The sequence below is a fragment of the Pseudomonas sivasensis genome (assembly GCF_052938085.1).
Genome location: NZ_CP176442.1, coordinates 5406765 through 5425269, shown reverse-complemented (window position 1 = coordinate 5425269; position 18505 = coordinate 5406765). Strand labels below are relative to the sequence as shown.

The following is an 18505-nucleotide window of genomic DNA, read 5'->3' as shown; positions in this document are numbered from 1 at the left end:
CAGGAAAACCGCGTGCTAAATCGCCGGGCGTGTCGCTATTGGATAAGCGTCCTACACGTTGAACTGCAACGCGTTGCTCAAATCGCCCATGGGCTTCTGACCACGGGCGATCATTGCATCATCGCGCTGTTTGAGACCGTCCAGCGTCTCCAATTGGAAGACTCGGGTGATCAATCGCAGGATTGATGCGGTGTCGTATACCGTATGGTCCACCGTGCCTTTACGTGCGAACGGCGATACCACCAGCGCCGGAACCCGCGTGCCAGGGCCCCAGCGATCACCCTTAGGTGGTGCGACGTGGTCCCACCAGCCGCCGTTTTCATCGACGGTGACGACCACCACCATGTTTTTCCACTGTGGACTTTCCTGCAGTACCTTCAAGGCGCGGGCAATATGGCGATCGCCCGAGGCCACGTCGGCGTAACCAGCGTGCATGTTCAGGTTGCCCTGGGGTTTATAGAACGTCACCGCCGGCAGCTTGCCGGCCTGGGCATCGGCGAAAAACTTGTTGGTGCTGGACTCATCGCCCAATCCCCCATCGCGCAGGCGCTTGTCGCGCTCGGCACGGTTCTCGGGGCCCTGTTTTTTGAAGTAGTTGAACGGCTGGTGGTGGTATTGGAAATTCGGGATTTTCGGAATACCTCCCGAATCCTTGAACTGATCCAGCGTCGCTTGCCAGGCTCCGGCGTACCAAGCCCAGTCGACGTTTTTTTTCGACAGCTTGTCGCCGATGTGCTCGTGGGTCTGTGGCACCAGCACGTTGGGCAGGTCGGGCTTGGAATAGTCCGGATTCTGCGGGTCGCGAATCCAGGTCGGCCAGTAGGGCGGGGCCAAGGTATTGACTGCGTAACCGTCCGGCGTCAGCGCGCTGGGGCCGAATTGCGGTGGACCGGTCATGGCGCTTGCTGGAGATTTTTCCAGCGGTTTGAGGCGCGTGTCGGTGGGGTCATCGCTTTGCAGCGTGGCGATCTGCGCCTTGGCCACCGACGCTGCTGCGTTCGGATACACCGGCGCCGTAGCGCTGATCAGGTATTGATGGTTAAGGAATGAACCGCCGAATGCGCCCTGGAAGAAGTTATCGCAGAGCACAAACTCCTTGGCCACGTCCCACAGGCGCAGGGAATAGCGGCTTTGGGCGTAACGGCCCATCACCAGCCCGCCGGAGTCCGCCCAGGCAACGAAGCCATCGCTCTTGCCGCCGTTAATCTGCATCTGGTTCTGGTAAAACACATGCCACAAGTCGCGGGTGACAAGGCTCAAGGGCAGGTCCTCGCCACTCGGGCCCTTGAGGTCGAAAGGGGCGTTGGGCAGGTTTTCCTGGAATTGCACTTCGCTGGGGTAGGTCACCCCGTCCACGGTTTGCGGGCCGACTTGCAGCACACCGCCCCAGGCCGGTGGCAGGGTGGTCAACAGGCTGCCGTCGCGGTCGCGTTGCTGAGTATCGGTCGCGGAAAGCGCGGAGAGCGGTTTCTCGACACCTGGGAAATCCGCAAACAGATTGTTGAAACTGCGGTTCTCGGCATAGATCACTACCACGGTTTTCACCTGGTCGTGCAAGGCCTTGTCCAGCTCTTGAGGTGTGAGCGGTCGCGCTACCGGTTTTCCGGGCGCTTCGCTGGTGTTGCCGCAGGCACTCAAGGTCGCACCCACCCCCAACACCGCCGCACCACCCAGGAAACGCCGGCGGCTGCTGTCTACAGATGGTTGGGGGATGGAATCAGGGGAAGGGCGGTCTTCGTGCTCGTCACTCATTGCGGGAGTCCTTGCTGGCGAGTTGTTGCAAGATATTTCGCAGGACGGTAGCAACGCAATATGACGGAACGAAGACAGGCGCTTAAAGCAGCCGCAGCGCCAACTGGCTGCCGGCACGCAAGTACTCTACTTGGGCTGTTATCGCATCTTTTACGATGGCCTCGCCCGTGTCGGTCAGTTTGTCTTTCTTGGCGTCGATGACGCTGGTCTGCAGCAACTGCATGGCCACATCGATGGCTTTCTGGAAGGCCGTCACGTTGTTGTGCAGGCCGAACTCCCTGATAACAGCGTCCATGCGCCGATCTGCCTCATCGCGCAGGGTCTTGTACTCGACGAACGATACGTTGTCGTCCTGGTAAATTTCGTTGAGCAGCGTTTCCAGGGTCTTGGATAGAGGGGGCATCGGATATTCCTTGGTCTAGTGTGAGGATTTATCCGGGTCAGGTTAATCAAGGGCGCGGGCAGGAGGAGTCAGGGGTTGTCGCCGCATGGCGTGGGACAACCCCTATGCGTTTCATCAGAAACGTCGTGACCTACGGCATCACTGGCGGCAAATACTTCAACGTTGTCCCCAATGCCCACAGCAAAAACAACACTAACGGTGTGTGCACCAGCAACTGCACAAACGAAAAACCGATCAGATCCCGTGCCTTCAGCCCCAATACACCCAGCAGCGGCAACATATAGAACGGGTTGATCAAATTCGGCAGCGCCTCGGCTGCGTTGTAGATCTGCACCGCCCAGCCCAGGTGGTATTGCAGGTCATTGGCCACCTGCATCACGTACGGTGCTTCGATGATCCACTTGCCGCCGCCCGACGGGATAAAGAAGCCCAACACCGCCGAGTACACGCCCATCAGCAGCGCGTAGGTGTCGTGGGACGCGATGGAGGTGAAGAAGGTCGAGATATGGTGCGCCAGGGTCTGGCCGTCGCCGCCTTTAACCACCGTCATCAGGGCCGCAATCGAGCCGTACAGCGGAAATTGAATCAGCACCCCAGTGGTGGTCGGCACTGCGCGCGCCACGGCATCCAGGAAGCTTCGCGGGCGCCAGTGCAGCAGGGCGCCGGCCATGATGAACAGGAAGTTGTAGGTGTTGAGTCCCGAGATGGCGCTGATCGCCGGTTTGGTCGAAAACTCATGGAACAGCCAACCGGCCGCCAGCAGCGCCAGCAAGATGGTCAGCAGCGGGCTGTGTTCCAGCCATTCGCCAGGCCGGGTCGGTGCTTGCGGCTTGGGCAGGTTGAAGGCTGGGTCGACGCCGCAGGCCTTGGCGTCACGGGCACTGTTCGGGCCGGGCGCGGTGGCGTAGGCGATGATCAGCGACACCACGATCAGCGCCAATAACAGCACGCCGGATTGCCACAGGAAGATGGTCTCGGTAAACGGGATCATCCCGGTGATCGACAGGATCGACGGCGGCAAGCTGGCCGGGTTGGCCTGCAATTGAGCGGCCGACGACGACAAGCCCAGTGCCCACACCGCGCCCAGGCCCAGATAGGCCGCAGCACCCGCGGCGCGGTAATCCATGCGCAGATCCGTACGCCGCGCCAGTGCCCTTACCAGCAAGCCGCCGAACACAAGGGACAGGCCCCAGTTGAGCAACGACGCGACCATGGAAATCAACGCCACCCAGGCCACGGCCGAACGGCCGTTCTTGGGGATGCGCGCCAGGCGGTCAATCAGTTTCACTGCCGGCGGCGAACTGGCGACCACGTAACCGCCGATCACCACGAAGGCCATCTGCATGGTGAACGGGATCAGGCTCCAGAACCCATCGCCAAACGCCTTGGCGGCCTCGGTGGGCGCAGCGCCCATGCCCAGGGTCGCCACAGCGACGATGATCACCGCGAGGGCTGCAAATACCCAGGAGTCAGGGAACCAGCGTTCGGCGAAGTTGGAACAGCGCAGGGCAAATCGGGCATAGCGGCTTTCTTCGATAGCATCGGCCACGGGTCATACCTCTTGTATTTATTATGAGGGCGGCAGTTTTCGCGCATGTTCCTCCACGGCCATTGATATGGGAATGCAGTTATCTTCATCGATCCATGAGGAAAACAAATATATCTGCGGCGATTGCCATCCTTCGGCTCACCTCATAACCTGCACGCCATTTTGTTTGTCTGCCGAGCCTCTACATGACTGCCACCTTTTCCTCACAGGCGCAGCGTTTTTCCCGCTCCGACTACAAAACCCTGGGCCTGGCCGCCTTGGGCGGTGCCTTGGAAATCTACGATTTCATTATTTTCGTGTTTTTTGCGCTGACCCTCAGCCAACTGTTTTTCCCCCCGGAAATGCCCGAGTGGCTGCGCCTGCTGCAAAGCTTCGGCATCTTCGTCACCGGCTACCTGGCGCGCCCGTTGGGCGGGATCCTGATGGCGCATTTTGCTGACCACCTGGGGCGTAAGCGCGTGTTCAGCCTAAGCATCCTGATGATGGCGCTGCCGTGCCTGCTGATCGGGATTATGCCGACCTACGCGCAAATCGGTTATTTCGCCCCGCTGATCCTGCTGGCGCTGCGCGTGCTGCAAGGCGCGGCGGTGGGCGGTGAAGTGCCCAGTGCATGGACCTTCGTCGCCGAGCACGCGCCGCGCAATCACCGTGGGTATGCGTTGGGCTTCCTGCAAGCTGGCCTGACCTTCGGTTACCTGCTCGGTGCCTTGACGGCCACGCTGCTGGCGCAAGTCTTCACCCCGGCCGAGATCCTCGATTACGCCTGGCGTTTCCCGTTCCTGCTCGGCGGTGTGTTCGGCGTGATCGGCGTATGGCTGCGCCGCTGGCTCAGCGAAACCCCGGTGTTCCTCGAAATGCAGGCCCGCCGCCAAGCCGCTGCCGAACTGCCCCTGCGCACCGTACTGCGCGACCACCGCGCCGTATTGTTGCCGGCGATGATCCTCACTTGTGTGCTCACCTCTGCGGTGGTGGTCCTTGTCGTCATCACCCCGACCATGATGCAAAAAACCTTCGGCATGAGCCCCAGCCACACCTTCGCCCTGAGCGCCTTGGGCATCGTGTTCCTGAACATCGGCTGCGTCCTCGCCGGCCTGCTGGTGGACCGCATCGGCGCCTGGCGCGCGGTGCTGGTTTACAGCCTGTTGCTGCCAATGGGCATCGCGGTGTTGTACGCCAGCCTGATCAATGGCGGCGTGTGGCTGGGTGCGGCGTACGCCTTGGCGGGCTTGAGCTGCGGCGTGGTGGGCGCGGTGCCGTCGGTGATGGTCGGGCTGTTTCCGGCGCAGGTGCGGGTGTCGGGGATTTCCTTTACCTACAACATTGCCTATGCGCTGTGGGCGAGCACCACACCGCTGATGCTGATCGCGTTAATGCCTACGAGCCCATGGATTTGCGTGGGGTATTGCGTGGTGATGGGGGCGGTGGGGGTGGCGAGTGTGGCGCTGTTTGGCAAGCGTCACACGTTAGCCGCGTGAAGATCAGCTAGGAATTTGCCCGAGCACTGATCAACCTGGTCACTGAAACGGTCGTTTGCAGCGTCAACGAAAAAGCCCGCCCCAGAGCCCTTGCTGTCGATTTTGTAATCTTTGCTCCACCGACCTGATAAGTCGCGAGCGCTACATTGCCAGCGCTTGGACTTCATGGCCGTGGAACTCTCGTTATGGCAATTTCCGTTAAAAAACTGATGGGGGCGACAGTGTTGTGGTTGGCTGCAAACGCGGCCCTGGCGCAACCCCTGACCCTCGATAGCGCCCTGCAAAACGCTTTCGCCAACAACCCGGACCTGGCCGCTGCGCAGTGGGAAATTGACATCGCTGCGGGCGGTCGCCAACAGGCTGGGCTGATCCCCAATCCGGTCGCTTCCTGGGACGCCGAAGATACCCGCCGCGACTCACGCACCACCACCATCAAGCTCAGCCAGACTCTGGAACTGGGCGGCAAGCGCGGTGCACGCATCGATGTCGCTTCCCGCACTCAGGACGCCGCCGCGCTGACCCTGGAACAGCGCCGCAACAGCCTGCGCACTGACGTGATCGACAGCTATTACGCCGCCCTTCGCGCCCAGGAGCGGCTCGATCTGGCGCAACGCTCCCTGGCCTTGGCCGAGCGTGGTCTGGTGATCGCCAATGGTCGCGTCACCGCAGGCAAGTCGTCTCCGGTGGAAGCCACGCGCGCGCAAGTGCAGTTGTCGGAAATCCGCCTGGAATTCAACCGCGCACAGATCGGCCTTACCGATGCCTATCGCCGCCTGGCCGCCAGCACGGGCAGCGCCAGCGCCGACTTCGCGTCCGTCGCCCCGCCAAGTCAATCCACACCCGCGTTGCCGCCCGCTGCGCAATTGCTGGCGCGCCTTGAGCAAACCACCGAGCTGCGCCTGGCCGAACTGCAGATCCTGCAGAACGAGGCCAATGTGGGCCTGGAGAAAGCCCAGCGGATTCCCGACCTCGATGTGTCCATCGGCAGCCAATACGACGCGAGCGTGCGCGAGCGCGTGAACCTGGTGGGGGTGTCGATGCCGATCCCGCTGTTCAACCGCAACCAGGGCAACGTGCTTGCCGCCACCCGCCGCGCTGATCAGGCCAGCGATCTGCGCAATGCCGCCGAACTTCGCCTGCGCACCGAAACCCGCCAGGCCCTCGACCTGTGGCAAGCCGCCAATAACGAGGTGCGCGCGTTCAACCAGCAGATCCTCCCCGCCGCCCAAAGCGCGGTAGACGCCGCGACCCGTGGCTTCGAGATGGGCAAGTTCAACTTCCTCGACGTGCTCGACGCCCAGCGCACCCTGATTGCGGCACGCACCCAATACCTGACGGCCACCTCCCAGGCCACCGACGCCTGGCTGCGCATCGAGCGGATTTACGGCGACCTCGCCCGGTTCTGATTTTTTCTGGAGTCCCCTATGAATAGAAAACACGGCGTGGCGCTTGCCGTCGCCTTGGGCCTGATGCTGTCCAGCCTGGCAAATGCCGAGGAAGAAGAAGGCGCACTCGAACTCACCGCGCAGCAAATCGAGGCCGCCGGCATTCAACTTGCCCAGGCCCAACCCAACCCGATCAGTACTTTGCTGACGCTGCCGGGAGAGGTGCGGTTTGACGAAGACCGCACCTCGCACATCGTCCCGCGTGCTGCCGGGGTTGTGGAGTCGGTGAAGGTCAATCTCGGTCAATCAGTGAAGGCGGGCGAGTTGCTGGCGGTGATCGCCAGCCAACAGATTTCTGACCAGCGCAGCGAGCTGGCTGCCAGCGAGCGCCGGGTGGAACTGGCGCGTACGACCTTCCAGCGTGAGCGCCAGTTATGGCAGGACAAGATCTCCGCCGAGCAGGATTACCTGCTGGCGCGCCAGGCCCTGCAAGAGGCCGAAATCGCGCTGAACAATGCCCGCCAGAAGATGACTGCCCTCAGCGGCAGTGCGGTGTTGGTCGGCGGCAATCGGTATGAGCTGCGTGCGCCGTTCGCCGGTGTGGTGGTTGAAAAACACCTCGGTGTTGGCGAGGTCGTGAGCGAAACCAGTAACGCCTTTACCCTCTCGGACTTGTCCCAGGTGTGGGTCACCTTCGGCGTGTTTCCCAAGGACTTGAACAAGGTTCGCATCGGCAAACCGGTGACCGTCAGTTCCACGGAAATGGGTACCCACGTGCGCGGCACCGTGGCCTACGTCGGCAATCTACTCGGCGAGCAAACGCGCACCGCCACCGTGCGCGTGAGCGTGCCCAACCCTGACGATGCCTGGCGCCCTGGGCTGTTTGTCACGGTGCAACTGGCCACGGACACCGCCCAGGCCAAGGTCACCGTACCGCAGGAAGCGATCCAGACCGTCGAGGACAAACCCTCGGTGTTCGTGCGCACCCCGGACGGTTTTATCACTCGCCATCTTGAACTGGGCGTCAGTGAAAACGGCTACGTCGAAGTGCGCCAAGGGCTGGACGCCGGCGAGCAGGTGGCCACGGTCGGCAGCTTCATCCTCAAGTCCGAACTGGGCAAAGGCTCGGCCGAGCACGCCCATTGATCCTGCGAGTGATTCCCCATGTTTGAGCGCCTTATCCAATTCGCCATTGAGCAGCGCATCATCGTGCTGCTGGCGGTGCTGTTGATGGCCGGTGTCGGCATCGCCAGCTATCAGAAATTGCCCATAGACGCGGTGCCTGACATCACCAACGTGCAGGTACAGATCAACTCGGCGGCGGCTGGTTTCTCGCCATTGGAAACCGAGCAGCGCATTACTTTTCCCATCGAAACTGCGATGGCCGGTCTGCCGGGTTTGCAGCAGACGCGTTCGCTGTCGCGCTCCGGCTTGTCCCAGGTCACGGTGATTTTCAAGGACGGCACCGATCTGTTCTTCGCCCGTCAATTGGTCAACGAACGCTTGCAAGTCGCGCGCGAGCAATTGCCCAGCGGCATCGAAACGGGGATGGGACCGATCTCCACCGGGCTTGGGGAAATCTTCCTGTGGACCGTGGAAGCCAAGGACGGCGCGCTCAAGGACGACGGCACGCCTTACACGCCGACGGACCTGCGGGTGATCCAGGACTGGATTATCAAGCCGCAACTGCGCAACGTGCCCGGCGTGGCCGAGATCAACACCATCGGCGGCTTTGCCAAGGAATACCAGATCGCCCCAGATCCAAAGCGTTTGGCGGCCTACAACCTGACTTTGAACGATCTCGTCACCGCGCTGGAGCGCAACAACGCCAACGTCGGCGCCGGTTATATCGAGCGCAGTGGCGAGCAACTGCTGATCCGCGCACCGGGGCAATTGGCGTCCATTGATGACATCGCCAATATCGTCATCACGTCTGCGGACGGCACGCCGATTCGCGTGCGTAATGTGGCCCAGGTCGAGATCGGCCGTGAACTGCGCACTGGCGCCGCCACGGAAAACGGCCGTGAAGTGGTGCTGGGCACGGTGTTTATGTTGATCGGCGAAAACAGCCGCAGCGTGTCCCAGGCCGTGGCGAAAAAACTCGAAGACATCAACCGCTCGCTGCCCGAAGGTGTGGTGGCGGTGACGGTCTACGACCGCACCAACCTCGTCGAAAAAGCCATTGCCACGGTAAAGAAGAACCTCTTTGAAGGGGCGCTGTTGGTGGTCGCGGTGCTGTTTCTGTTCCTGGGCAATATCCGGGCGGCGTTGATCACCGCGATGGTGATTCCCCTGGCGATGCTGTTCACCTTCACCGGCATGTTCACCAACAAAGTCAGCGCCAACCTGATGAGCCTCGGCGCGCTGGACTTCGGCATTATCGTCGACGGCGCGGTGGTGATCGTCGAGAACGCCATCCGCCGCCTGGCCCACGCGCAACAGCGCCACGGTCGTCTGTTGACCCGCAGCGAGCGCCTGCACGAAGTGTTCGCCGCCGCCAAGGAGGCAAGGCGTGCGTTGATCTTTGGGCAGTTGATCATCATGGTCGTCTACCTGCCGATCTTCGCCCTCACCGGTGTGGCCGGGAAGATGTTCCACCCCATGGCCTTCACTGTCGTGATCGCCCTGCTGGGCGCGATGATTCTGTCGGTGACATTCGTACCGGCGGCGATTGCGCTGTTTGTCACTGGCAAGGTCAAGGAAGAGGAAAATCTGGTGATGCGCAGCGCACGCCGGGTCTACGCGCCGGTGCTGGATTGGGTGATGACGCGCCGTCCGCTGGTGTTCGGTCTGGCGCTGCTGACCATCGTTGGTTCGGGCGCGGTGGCCAGCCGCATGGGCAGTGAATTTATCCCCAGCCTCAGCGAGGGCGATTTCGCCCAACAGGCCCTGCGTGTGCCCGGCACCAGCCTCACGCAATCGGTGCAGATGCAGCAGCAGCTTGAGAAAGTATTGATGGCCCAGGTGCCGGAAATCGAGCGGGTGTTTGCGCGCACCGGTACCGCAGAAATCGCCTCTGACCCGATGCCGCCGAATATTTCCGACAGCTACGTGATGCTTAAACCCAAGGACCAATGGCCCGATCCGGACAAAACCCGCGAAACGCTGATTGCGGACATTCAGCGCGCCAGTGCGATCGTGCCAGGCAGCGCGTATGAACTGTCGCAACCGATCCAACTGCGCTTCAACGAGCTGATCTCCGGGGTACGCAGTGATGTGGCGGTCAAGGTGTTTGGCGATGACATGGCGGTGTTGAATAAGACCGCCGGGGAAATCGCCGAGACCTTGCAGAAGCTTGATGGCGCCTCGGAAGTGAAGGTGGAACAGACCTCCGGTTTGCCGGTGCTGACCATCAATATCGACCGCGACAAGGCTGCGCGTTTTGGCCTGAATGTCGGTGATGTGCAGGACACTATTGCGGTGGCCGTCGGTGGGCGCCAGGCCGGTACGTTGTATGAAGGCGACCGCCGTTTTGACATGGTTGTGCGTTTGTCCGACGCCCTGCGCACCGATATCGACGGCCTGTCGCGGCTGCTGATCCCGGTGCCGGCGCTGGCTTCCGGGCAACTGGGTTTTATTGCCTTGTCCCAAGTTGCCAGCCTGGACCTGGTGCTCGGTCCGAATCAGATCAGCCGCGAGAACGGCAAGCGCCTGGTGATCGTCAGCGCCAACGTGCGTGGGCGCGATATTGGTTCGTTTGTGGCAGAGGCCGAAGCGGCCATCACCGATCAGGTGAAAGTACCGGCGGGCTACTGGACCACCTGGGGCGGCCAGTTCGAACAGCTCAAGGAAGCCTCCGAGCGCTTGCGCATCGTGGTGCCGGTGGCATTGCTGCTGGTGTTCGGCTTGCTGTTTATGATGTTCAACAACCTCAAGGACGGGCTGCTGGTGTTTACCGGCATTCCGTTCGCGTTAACGGGTGGGATCATGGCCTTGTGGCTGCGGGATATTCCTCTGTCGATCTCGGCAGGGGTGGGCTTTATCGCGTTGTCCGGTGTGGCGGTGCTCAATGGCCTGGTGATGATTGCGTTTATCCGCAACCTGCGCGAGGAAGGGCGCTCATTGTCGGTGGCGATCAACGAAGGCGCTCTGACCCGACTGCGCCCAGTGTTGATGACCGCACTGGTGGCGTCCCTCGGATTTATCCCCATGGCCCTGGCCACCGGCACCGGGGCCGAGGTGCAACGGCCGCTGGCGACAGTGGTGATCGGGGGGATTATTTCTTCGACGTTGCTGACCTTGCTGGTGTTGCCGGCGTTGTACCAGTGGGCGCATCGCAAGGAAGAGAGCAATGGTTGAGGTGGTTGAAGTGGGGCTTCTGTGGTGTCTGTGGTGAGCGGGCTTGCCCCGCTCTGGGCTGCGAAGCGGCCCTAATCCGGCTACCGAGGTTTTCAAGACAAACTGCAGCGTCTGTTTTCAGGGCTGCTTCGCAGCCCAGCGCGGGGCAAGCCCGCTCACCACAATAATCCCGCTCGGCACAATAAGTGCGGTGACCACAATAATCCCGTTCGGCACAATAAGTGCGGTGATCACAATAAGCTCGATCGGCACAACAAGTGCGGTGATCACAATAAGCTCGATCGGCACAACAAGTGCGGTGACCGCAATAAGCTCGATCGGCACAACAAGTGCGGTGACCACAATAAGCCCGGTCACCACAACAAGCCTGATCACTAAAAAACGGCGTGTTCAAGGAAGGGGAAACACCAGTCTGAACCGCGTAAAGCACCCTGGTTGGCTGCTGACGTCGGCGTGCCCTTGGTGCAGGTGCATGATCGATTGCACGATGGCCAGTCCCAACCCGGTGCCGCCTTCGGCGCGGGTGCGACTGCTGTCGGCGCGGTAGAAACGTTCGAACAGGTGCGGCAGGTGCTGCGTTTCTATGCCTCGGCCGGGGTTGCCCACCGACAGCGCCACGCTCTGGTCGTAGGCTTCCACCAGCAGCAACACGCTGGCGCCGCTGGGCGTGTGGCGGATCGCGTTGGACAGCAGGTTAGAGATGGCGCGCTGGATCATCAGGCGATCCCCGTTCACCCACGCGTCGCCGCGCAGGCTCAGGGTGACCTGCTTGTCCTCGGCACTCAGGGAGAACAGTTCGATCACCCGCTGCGCTTCGTCCCCCAGTGACACCGCGCCAAACCCGGCCCGTGCCGCCGGGTGGCTGACCTGGGCAAGAAACAGCATGTCGGAGACGATGCGCGACAGGCGTTCCATTTCCTCGGTGCAGGATTCCAGCCCGGCTTTGTACTCGTCCGAAGGGCGCTCGCGGGACAGGGTCACTTGGGCCTTGCCCATCAGGTTGGTCAACGGCGCGCGCAGTTCGTGGGCCAGGTCGTCGGAGAATTGCGACAGCTGCTGCACCCCGGCATCGAGGCGATTGAGCATCACGTTGAAACCTTGGGCCAACTCGCCCAGTTCCTTGGGCAGGTTATCCACAGACAACCGATGGGTCAGGTCCTGGGTGGTGACTTGGGCCGCCACATGGCTGAACTGCTTCAATGGCGCCAAGCCGCGTTGCACCAGCCACCAGGCGCCCATGCCGATCAGGATCAACAACAACGGCAAGGCGATCACCGTGGAGCGCAGGTAGGCGCTGAGTAACGCTTCATCGTCGGAGCGGTCCAGCGACAGCAATACCCGCACATACTCGCCGCCGCGCAAGGGCATCACGTGGGTGGCGGTGAGGATGCGATTGTCGCGACCGTCCACCCAATTCACGTAGGCCAGGTTTTTGCCGGCGGGGGCGTCGAGCAACAGCGGCTGCTGAGGTTTGGCGCCAACGCTGAGCAGCACCGGCGCGTCAGGCTGGGTGCCGGTGATGGTGAGGTAGATGTTGTCGTGGCCCATCACCAAGTCCAGCAACGAGTGAGGGCGGGCGGCGATGTCGTGGGGTTTTAAATCCTGGCGCAGGCTGTGTTCCAACTGCTCCATCTTGTTTTCCAGGCCTTTGCGCGCGAGGTTTTCCAATTCGTGGGTCAGGGCCAGGTAGGCGAGGGTGGCGAGCAGTACGACCAGCCCCGCGCCCATCAGGCTGACCGTCAGGCCCAGGCGCATCGATAGGCTGCTGGTCTTCATTGGCGCGCTTCCAGCACATAACCCACGCCGCGAATGGTGTGGATCAGCTTGACCTCGCTCTGGTCATCGACCTTGCCGCGCAGGCGGCTGATGGAGACTTCCACCACGTTGGTGTCGCAATCGAAGTTCATGTCCCACACCAGGGAAATAATCTGCGTGCGGGTCATCACCTCGCCCGTCTGGCGCATCAGCACATGCAGCAGGGCGAACTCCTTGGTGGTCAGGTCGATGCGCCGGTTGCCGCGATAGGCACGATGCCGGCGTGGGTCCAACTCCAGGTCCGAGACGCGCAGCACCTCCGGCAGCGGGATATGTTCACTGCGCCGCAGCAGGGTGCGCACGCGCGCGAGCAACTCGGGAAATTCGAAGGGTTTGACCAGGTAATCGTCGGCGCCCATGTCCAGGCCCTTGATTTTATCGGCCAGGCGCCCGCGCGCTGTGAGCATCATCACGCGCTGATTGCCCTCACGGCGCAGTTGCTCCAGCACTTCCCAACCGTCGGTGTTGGGCAGGTTGACGTCGAGGATCACCAGTTCATAGGTGTTTTGCCTGGCCAGGTGCAGACCGTCGATGCCGCTGGCGGCGCAGTCGACGACGTAACCGCTTTCGGTCAGGCCTTGCTGCAAGTAATCGGCGGTTTTCTGCTCGTCCTCAACCACAAGGATACGCATGGGGATTTACCTTCAAGGAAACGAAAGGAGATGGCCTCATAGAGGCTCTGAGGGATCTATAGGAAAACTCTGAAGCCTGAAGTAGCTTTAGGGTCAAGGCAGCCCAGGCCGCTGCGACGATTCGTCGCTGAACACACGCACAAAAAAAACGCCCCAGACGGGGCGTAAAAATTCATCTCTGTTCCAAAGGAGCTACACAAAAGCTGCAGAGATGAAGTGTGTTCGATGTGCAGTATAAAAAGTGCAACTTAACGAGAAGGTGGGGCCGATATTACAGTTCTGACAGACTTCAACTTGTGAACAGATGTACGACATCGGCAACTGAATGTAAGTGGAACACCTAGAGCACGGCCAACGGATACTCGATAATCACGCGAACTTCTTCCAGGTCCGACTCGAACGCACTTGAACGCACGGTGGCCTGGCGCAGCCTGAGCGACAGATCTTTCAAGTTGCCACTTTGCACCACGTACTTGGCTTCGATATCCCGCTCCCATCGGCGTTGATCGGTGAGCGGATCGCCGGCTGAATCGCGGCGCATGTACACCGCGTTGGCGTTGCTGTAATCGGCGCCGGTGCCTTTGGCGTAGCGGGTCATGAACGACAGGCCGGGGATGCCGAAGGCCTGCATGTCCAGGTCATAGCGAACCATCCACGAGCGTTCCTTGGGCGAGTTGAAGTCGCTGTACTGGATCGAGTTGTTGAGGAAGATCGAGTCCGAGTTGCGCAGGTAGTCGAAGTCGTCATCGCCGTTGTTGCGTTGATGGGACACGGCCAGGCTGTGGGCGCCGACCTTCACCCCGAGTCGGGCGCTCCAGATGGTGTTATCGAATTCACCGAGCAGTTTTTTACCTTCGTCCACAGCCTTATAGACGTTCACGTCGCCGAACAACGAGACGTCGTCGCTCAGCGGGTAACTGGCCGCGCTGCCCGCGTAATACTGGTTCCACGCGTCTTTGAGTCGGCTGCTATAGAGGCTTAGGCTGAGGTGTTTGTTGAACTGGTAATCGCCGCCGCCATAGGCGATCCATGGCGAGTCCACGGGGCCTGCGTAAAACGTTGCAAAGCCTTTGTTCATGCCGCTTTCAGCCGGTTGGCTCATGCCGCTCAGGCGCCCGCCCTGCAAGGTCAGGCCTTCCAGGCTGGTGTTCTGCGCGGTCACGCCACGGAAGGTTTCCGGCAGCACCCGTGAATCGCCGTAGGCCACCACCGGCGTAAGCGGGAACACGTCGCCGGCCTTGATCACCGTGTCCAATACGCGCAATTTCGCCGCGCCGCCCACTTTGCTGTAGCTGTCTTCGGGATGGTTGTTGCTGTCCACCGGCATCACGCCGAACGAGCCCTTGCCGCCGCTGCGGCCGGTGCCCGAGTCGAGCTTCACGCCGACCATGGCGAAGGCGTCCAGGCCAAACCCCACGGTGCCCTGGGTAAAGCCAGACTCGAATTTACCGATCAAACCCTGGGCCCAGGCTTCCGAATAACCATTGCCGGTCGGGCTGGATTGGCCCTTGCGATCATCGCGATTGAAGTAAAAATTGCGCGCCAGCACGTTCAGGCTGCTGCCTTCGATAAAACCTTCGGGCGTGTCTTCAACCGCTACCGCCGCCAGGGGTAAGGCGGCGCACAGTGATAGGGGAAGGGTGTAATAACGGATCTGCATGTTTCGCTCCTCGGTATTGGCAGTTATCAGCTTCTTATGGAGGTGGGCGTTCTTATTGATTTGGCCCGGGCTGATAGTTGCAAACCGTGGATAACGATTGGATGGCTTGAACATTACAATTCTGGAAACTCCCTGCCGCCTAACAAATAAGTAATGTTCTGGTGAACATCGTGACAGGGTGGGTTGGTTAGTCTCGGCACTGAACTTTCAGTCGAGGAATTAACCATGAACTTTTATCGCATTGGCTTGGGTGTATTGATCGCTACGTTGTCATTCGGGGCACTGGCCGAAGGCGGCGGTGACCGCACCTTTGACCGAATGATGGAGCGCAATGAAAAAGCCATGGCCGCCTACGCGGAGAAAAACGGCAAACCCGCGCCCCAGGTGCAGGTGTATCGCTATGGCATGGACCTGGACATTGCCAAGGTGGTCAACGTCACACCGCCGATCCGCGCCTGTAACCCTGTGCCCTCGCGCATGACCTATGAGGACTCCAGCGGAACACTCACTACCTTGGAATATCAAGTCATGGGCGTGTGTCGAAATAACGGCAGTTAATGGCGTCAAAAAAAAGAGTCGGGAATGGCACTAAAGTACGCTTCAGAAAGGCTCCGCAGGGCCGATGCATGTCAGATCTTTCTTTCTCCATTTGACCATCGGTGACCAATGTTCAACACCCGTTTGAAGCAGGAGCTGTCGGCTCTTCGCGAAGAATTGTCCAGCTTGCAGCAGGTTAAGGAGAGCCTGGAAAGCGAAATGTTGTGCCTGACGCTGGACGCCGAAGGTCGGGTGGAATGGGCGAATGCCAATTTCCTGCAGGAGCTGGCTTACCAGTCGAGCAATATTGTGGGGCGCCCCATCGAAGATTTGGTACCAGTTCATGTACGCAGGGATGAGTTCCAGCAGCGCTTCAACAACGCACTGCGACGTGGCGAGCACTTCGCTGGCACTGTGCGGTTGATGCGTGGCAATGGCCTGGAAGTGTGGCTGCGCTCGATCGTGCAGCCGGTGCGCAGTTCCGATGGGCGCATCAAGCATTTTTCGATTTACGCCAGCGACCTGACCCGCACCATCGAAGCATCGCGCGAGCATGAAAACCTGATTACTGCACTGGTGCGTTCCACCGCTGTGATCGAGTTCGACCTGGGCGGCCATGTGCTCACCGCGAATGATCGGTTCCTCGGCGGCATGGGTTACAGCCTGGCGCAGATCCAGGGCAAACATCACCGTATGTTCTGTGAGCCGCAGGAGTACAACAGCGCCGAGTACCAGAACTTCTGGAATCGTCTGAACAACGGTGAGTTCGTCGCCGCGCGCTTCAAACGTGTGGACAGCCGTGGGCATGTGGTGTGGTTGGAAGCTACCTACAACCCGGTGATGGACGCCAATGAACGTCTGTACAAAGTGGTCAAGTTCGCTACGGTGATCACCGATCAGGTCAACCGTGAACAAACGGTGGCCGACGCCGCGAACATTGCGTACACCACCTCCCTGCAAACCGACAACAGCGCCCAACGCGGCACCACGGTGGTGACTCAGGCGGTGGAAGTGATGCGCGATCTGGCTACGCACATGCAGCAGGCCGGTGAAGGCATTGAGGCGCTGAACGCGCAATCCCAGGTGATAGGCACCATCGTCAAGACCATCAGCGGCATCGCCGAGCAGACCAACTTGCTGGCGCTCAACGCGGCCATCGAGGCGGCGCGCGCCGGCGAGCAGGGCCGCGGTTTTGCGGTAGTGGCCGATGAGGTCCGCCAGTTGGCGTCGCGTACCAGCAAAGCCACCGAGGAAATCGTCGGTGTGGTGCGTCAGAACCAGGACATGGCCCGCGATGCGGTAGCCCTGATGACCGACGGCCGTCTGCAAGCCGAGCAAGGTCTGGCCCTGGCGGCGGAAGCGGGCACGGTGATTGTGGAGATCCAGGACGGCGCACAGAAGGTGGTCAGCGCTGTGGGGCAATTCGCGAACCAACTGTCGACCTGACCCGTAGGGCTCATGCTTGAGGTATCGTAGGTTTTTCCGTTTAGAAGAGCCGATCCTCCATGAGCCCTGCCCACTGCCGCCCCGTTCCGCTGTCCAAGGCCTATCGCTTGCTCAACCACGGCCCGACCGTGCTGGTCAGTGCGGCCCAAAACGGCCAGCGCAATATCATGGCGGCGGCCTGGGCCATGCCGCTGGACTTCGAACCGCCGAAAGTCGCTGTGGTGCTGGACAAGGCCACCTGGACCCGTCAGCTGTTGGAAGGCGCCGGCACGTTCGTGCTGCAGGTGCCCTGCGCGGCCCAGGCCGACCTGGTTCAGACAGTCGGCAATACCACCGGCACCGAGCGCGACAAGTTCGCCACGTATGGCTTGCAAACCTTCAGCGGTGAACACACCGATGCGCCCTTGCTGGAAGGCTGCGTAGCCTGGCTGGAATGTCGCCTGCTTCCCGAACCCCACAACCAGCAGACCTATGACCTGTTCCTCGGCGAAGTGGTCGCGGCCTATGCCGACGAGCGGGTGTTCAGTGAAGGCCACTGGCACTTTGAGGGTCATGATGAGTTGCGCACTTTGCACCATGTAGCCGGCGGCAATTTCCTGAGCATCGGCCAGCCGATTGTGGGGCGGCAGCTCTAAGCCTCACCAGCGTGCGTTTGCCAGCGCCTCGGCAAACGCCATCAATTTTGGCGAGTACTGCCGGGATGGCGGGTAGACCAACGAGATGCCCCGGCTGCGCCCGGCGACTGTCTCCAATACTGGCACCAGGCGTCCTGTGGCCAGGTCATCCCGCACGGCGAAATCCATTACCTGGGCAATGCCAAAGCCTCCCACGGCGCCGTCGACCATCGCATCACCGATATCAAAGATCAGCCGCCCCTCGACACTGACGTCCTGCACTTTGCCGTCGATCATGAATTGCCAATCCACCATACGGCCGGTACGTAAGTTGCGCACGGTGAGGCAGTGGTGGTCCTTGAGTTCATCAATTGTCTGCGGAGTACCAAAGCGCGCCAGATAGGCGGGTGCGGCAACGGTGATCCATCGCAGGGGTGCCAGGTTGCGGGCGATCAGGCGTTGGTCCTGGATTTCTCCGGTGCGCAACAACGCGTCGAAGCCTTCATCGACGATATCCACCAGGCGGTCGGTCATCACGGCTTCGATGCGCAACTCGGGGTAACGCAAGGTCAACTCGCCGATGACCGGCATCACCACCTTGCGGCCGAACAATGAAGGTGTACTGATTTTCAACAGGCCCGATGGGCTGCAGCGACGGTCGAGCATCAGCTTTTCGGTTTCGGCCAGTTCCGCCAGCAGCGGCGCGCTGCGCTCGTAGAGCATCTGGCCATCGGGGGTCAGGCTGACGCTGCGCGTATTACGTTGCAGCAGGCGCACGCCCAATTCGTTTTCCAGGCGTGAGATGGCGCGGGACAGGCCCGACTGAGTGAGCCCCAGATCACCCGCCGCACGGGTAAAACTGCGGGCTTCGGCCACGCGGACCAGCAGGCGAACAGCATTCAGATCCATGATTAAAGTCATTACTGAAAGAGTGGTAG

General features: G+C 60.9%; 15 protein-coding genes and 1 pseudogene. 8 read left to right on the top strand and 8 right to left on the bottom strand.

All coding sequences use genetic code 11. The features are described from left to right. Positions 1-51: 51 nt before the first annotated feature. The 3 genes from acpA to ACKZ62_RS25125 all read right to left on the bottom strand — a co-directional run bounded on the left by acpA (position 52) and on the right by ACKZ62_RS25125 (position 3704). Positions 52-1752: an acid phosphatase gene (gene acpA, locus ACKZ62_RS25135; RefSeq protein WP_447095985.1), complete on the bottom strand. Its 1701-nt coding sequence runs from the start codon at positions 1750-1752 to the stop codon at positions 52-54. Between the two features lie 82 nt (positions 1753-1834). Next, positions 1835-2155, bottom strand: coding sequence for a hypothetical protein (locus ACKZ62_RS25130; protein WP_339484612.1), 321 nt, complete (start codon positions 2153-2155; stop codon positions 1835-1837). A gap of 130 nt (positions 2156-2285) precedes the next feature. Then, on the bottom strand, positions 2286-3704 hold the full coding sequence (locus ACKZ62_RS25125) for a short-chain fatty acid transporter (RefSeq protein ID WP_032886043.1): 1419 nt from the start codon (positions 3702-3704) through the stop codon (positions 2286-2288). A 185-nt stretch (positions 3705-3889) separates the two neighbouring features. Here ACKZ62_RS25125 and ACKZ62_RS25120 point away from each other — a divergent pair, with 185 nt between their 5' ends. The 4 genes from ACKZ62_RS25120 (at position 3890) to ACKZ62_RS25105 (ending at position 10863) form a co-directional block, all read left to right on the top strand. Next, positions 3890-5179, top strand: a complete 1290-nt coding sequence (locus tag ACKZ62_RS25120) for an MFS transporter (RefSeq protein WP_032886045.1) — start codon at positions 3890-3892, stop codon at positions 5177-5179. A gap of 185 nt (positions 5180-5364) precedes the next feature. Then, positions 5365-6585, top strand: a complete 1221-nt coding sequence (locus ACKZ62_RS25115; protein WP_447095984.1) for a TolC family protein — start codon at positions 5365-5367, stop codon at positions 6583-6585. Between the two features lie 18 nt (positions 6586-6603). Next, positions 6604-7710 (top strand): efflux RND transporter periplasmic adaptor subunit, encoded by a 1107-nt coding sequence (locus tag ACKZ62_RS25110; protein WP_447095983.1) that lies wholly within the window; start codon positions 6604-6606, stop codon positions 7708-7710. An 18-nt stretch (positions 7711-7728) separates the two neighbouring features. Further along, positions 7729-10863 carry a CusA/CzcA family heavy metal efflux RND transporter gene (locus ACKZ62_RS25105; protein WP_447095982.1) on the top strand — a complete coding sequence of 1045 codons (3135 nt, stop codon included), beginning with the start codon at positions 7729-7731 and terminating at the stop codon, positions 10861-10863. Positions 10864-10980: 117 nt separating this feature from the next. Here the strand turns inward: ACKZ62_RS25105 and ACKZ62_RS25100 are convergent, their stop codons facing one another. The 4 genes from ACKZ62_RS25100 to ACKZ62_RS25085 form a co-directional block, all read right to left on the bottom strand. Then, on the bottom strand, positions 10981-11220 hold the full coding sequence (locus tag ACKZ62_RS25100) for a hypothetical protein (RefSeq protein ID WP_447095981.1): 240 nt from the start codon (positions 11218-11220) through the stop codon (positions 10981-10983). A 33-nt stretch (positions 11221-11253) separates the two neighbouring features. Continuing rightward, a complete protein-coding gene (locus tag ACKZ62_RS25095) occupies positions 11254-12639 on the bottom strand; it encodes a heavy metal sensor histidine kinase (RefSeq protein ID WP_447095980.1) in 1386 nt (461 codons plus the stop codon). Beyond that, positions 12636-13310, bottom strand: coding sequence for a heavy metal response regulator transcription factor (locus ACKZ62_RS25090; RefSeq protein WP_032886055.1), 675 nt, complete (start codon positions 13308-13310; stop codon positions 12636-12638). Before ACKZ62_RS25090 ends, ACKZ62_RS25095 begins: the two co-directional genes overlap by 4 nt. 340 nt (positions 13311-13650) lie before the next feature. Next, positions 13651-14970, bottom strand: a complete 1320-nt coding sequence (locus tag ACKZ62_RS25085; protein ID WP_447095979.1) for an OprD family porin — start codon at positions 14968-14970, stop codon at positions 13651-13653. A gap of 225 nt (positions 14971-15195) precedes the next feature. On the opposite strand from ACKZ62_RS25085, the gene ACKZ62_RS25080 reads away from it, so the two are divergent. From ACKZ62_RS25080 to ACKZ62_RS25065, 4 genes and pseudogenes are all read left to right on the top strand, one after another. Next, positions 15196-15528 (top strand): DUF2790 domain-containing protein, encoded by a 333-nt coding sequence (locus ACKZ62_RS25080; RefSeq protein ID WP_032886058.1) that lies wholly within the window; start codon positions 15196-15198, stop codon positions 15526-15528. A 108-nt stretch (positions 15529-15636) separates the two neighbouring features. Beyond that, positions 15637-16410 (top strand): annotated as a pseudogene (locus ACKZ62_RS25075) (PAS domain-containing protein); the annotation flags it as partial. A 111-nt stretch (positions 16411-16521) separates the two neighbouring features. Further along, a complete protein-coding gene (locus ACKZ62_RS25070; protein WP_371926554.1) occupies positions 16522-16953 on the top strand; it encodes a methyl-accepting chemotaxis protein in 432 nt (143 codons plus the stop codon). 59 nt (positions 16954-17012) lie between these two features. Next, positions 17013-17588 (top strand): flavin reductase family protein, encoded by a 576-nt coding sequence (locus tag ACKZ62_RS25065; protein ID WP_447095978.1) that lies wholly within the window; start codon positions 17013-17015, stop codon positions 17586-17588. Between the two features lie 3 nt (positions 17589-17591). Here ACKZ62_RS25065 and ACKZ62_RS25060 read toward each other — a convergent pair whose 3' ends face one another. After that, complete coding sequence (locus ACKZ62_RS25060; protein ID WP_032886062.1) at positions 17592-18476, bottom strand: LysR family transcriptional regulator; 885 nt, start codon at positions 18474-18476, stop codon at positions 17592-17594. Between the last annotated feature and the right edge of the window lie 29 nt (positions 18477-18505).

Excerpts from the sequence above, each read along its gene's own strand:
- ACKZ62_RS25115 (WP_447095984.1), top strand. The coding sequence starts at position 5,365 with ATGGCAATTTCCGTTAAAAAACTGATGGGGGCGACAGTGTTGTGGTTG.
- ACKZ62_RS25110 (WP_447095983.1), top strand. The coding sequence starts at position 6,604 with ATGAATAGAAAACACGGCGTGGCGCTTGCCGTCGCCTTGGGCCTGATG.
- ACKZ62_RS25085 (WP_447095979.1), bottom strand. The coding sequence starts at position 14,970 with ATGCAGATCCGTTATTACACCCTTCCCCTATCACTGTGCGCCGCCTTA.
- ACKZ62_RS25095 (WP_447095980.1), bottom strand. The coding sequence starts at position 12,639 with ATGAAGACCAGCAGCCTATCGATGCGCCTGGGCCTGACGGTCAGCCTG.
- ACKZ62_RS25070 (WP_371926554.1), top strand. The coding sequence starts at position 16,522 with ATGCGCGATCTGGCTACGCACATGCAGCAGGCCGGTGAAGGCATTGAG.
- ACKZ62_RS25130 (WP_339484612.1), bottom strand. The coding sequence starts at position 2,155 with ATGCCCCCTCTATCCAAGACCCTGGAAACGCTGCTCAACGAAATTTAC.
- ACKZ62_RS25105 (WP_447095982.1), top strand. The coding sequence starts at position 7,729 with ATGTTTGAGCGCCTTATCCAATTCGCCATTGAGCAGCGCATCATCGTG.
- ACKZ62_RS25090 (WP_032886055.1), bottom strand. The coding sequence starts at position 13,310 with ATGCGTATCCTTGTGGTTGAGGACGAGCAGAAAACCGCCGATTACTTG.
- ACKZ62_RS25065 (WP_447095978.1), top strand. The coding sequence starts at position 17,013 with ATGAGCCCTGCCCACTGCCGCCCCGTTCCGCTGTCCAAGGCCTATCGC.
- ACKZ62_RS25080 (WP_032886058.1), top strand. The coding sequence starts at position 15,196 with ATGAACTTTTATCGCATTGGCTTGGGTGTATTGATCGCTACGTTGTCA.
- ACKZ62_RS25120 (WP_032886045.1), top strand. The coding sequence starts at position 3,890 with ATGACTGCCACCTTTTCCTCACAGGCGCAGCGTTTTTCCCGCTCCGAC.
- acpA (WP_447095985.1), bottom strand. The coding sequence starts at position 1,752 with ATGAGTGACGAGCACGAAGACCGCCCTTCCCCTGATTCCATCCCCCAA.
- ACKZ62_RS25060 (WP_032886062.1), bottom strand. The coding sequence starts at position 18,476 with ATGGATCTGAATGCTGTTCGCCTGCTGGTCCGCGTGGCCGAAGCCCGC.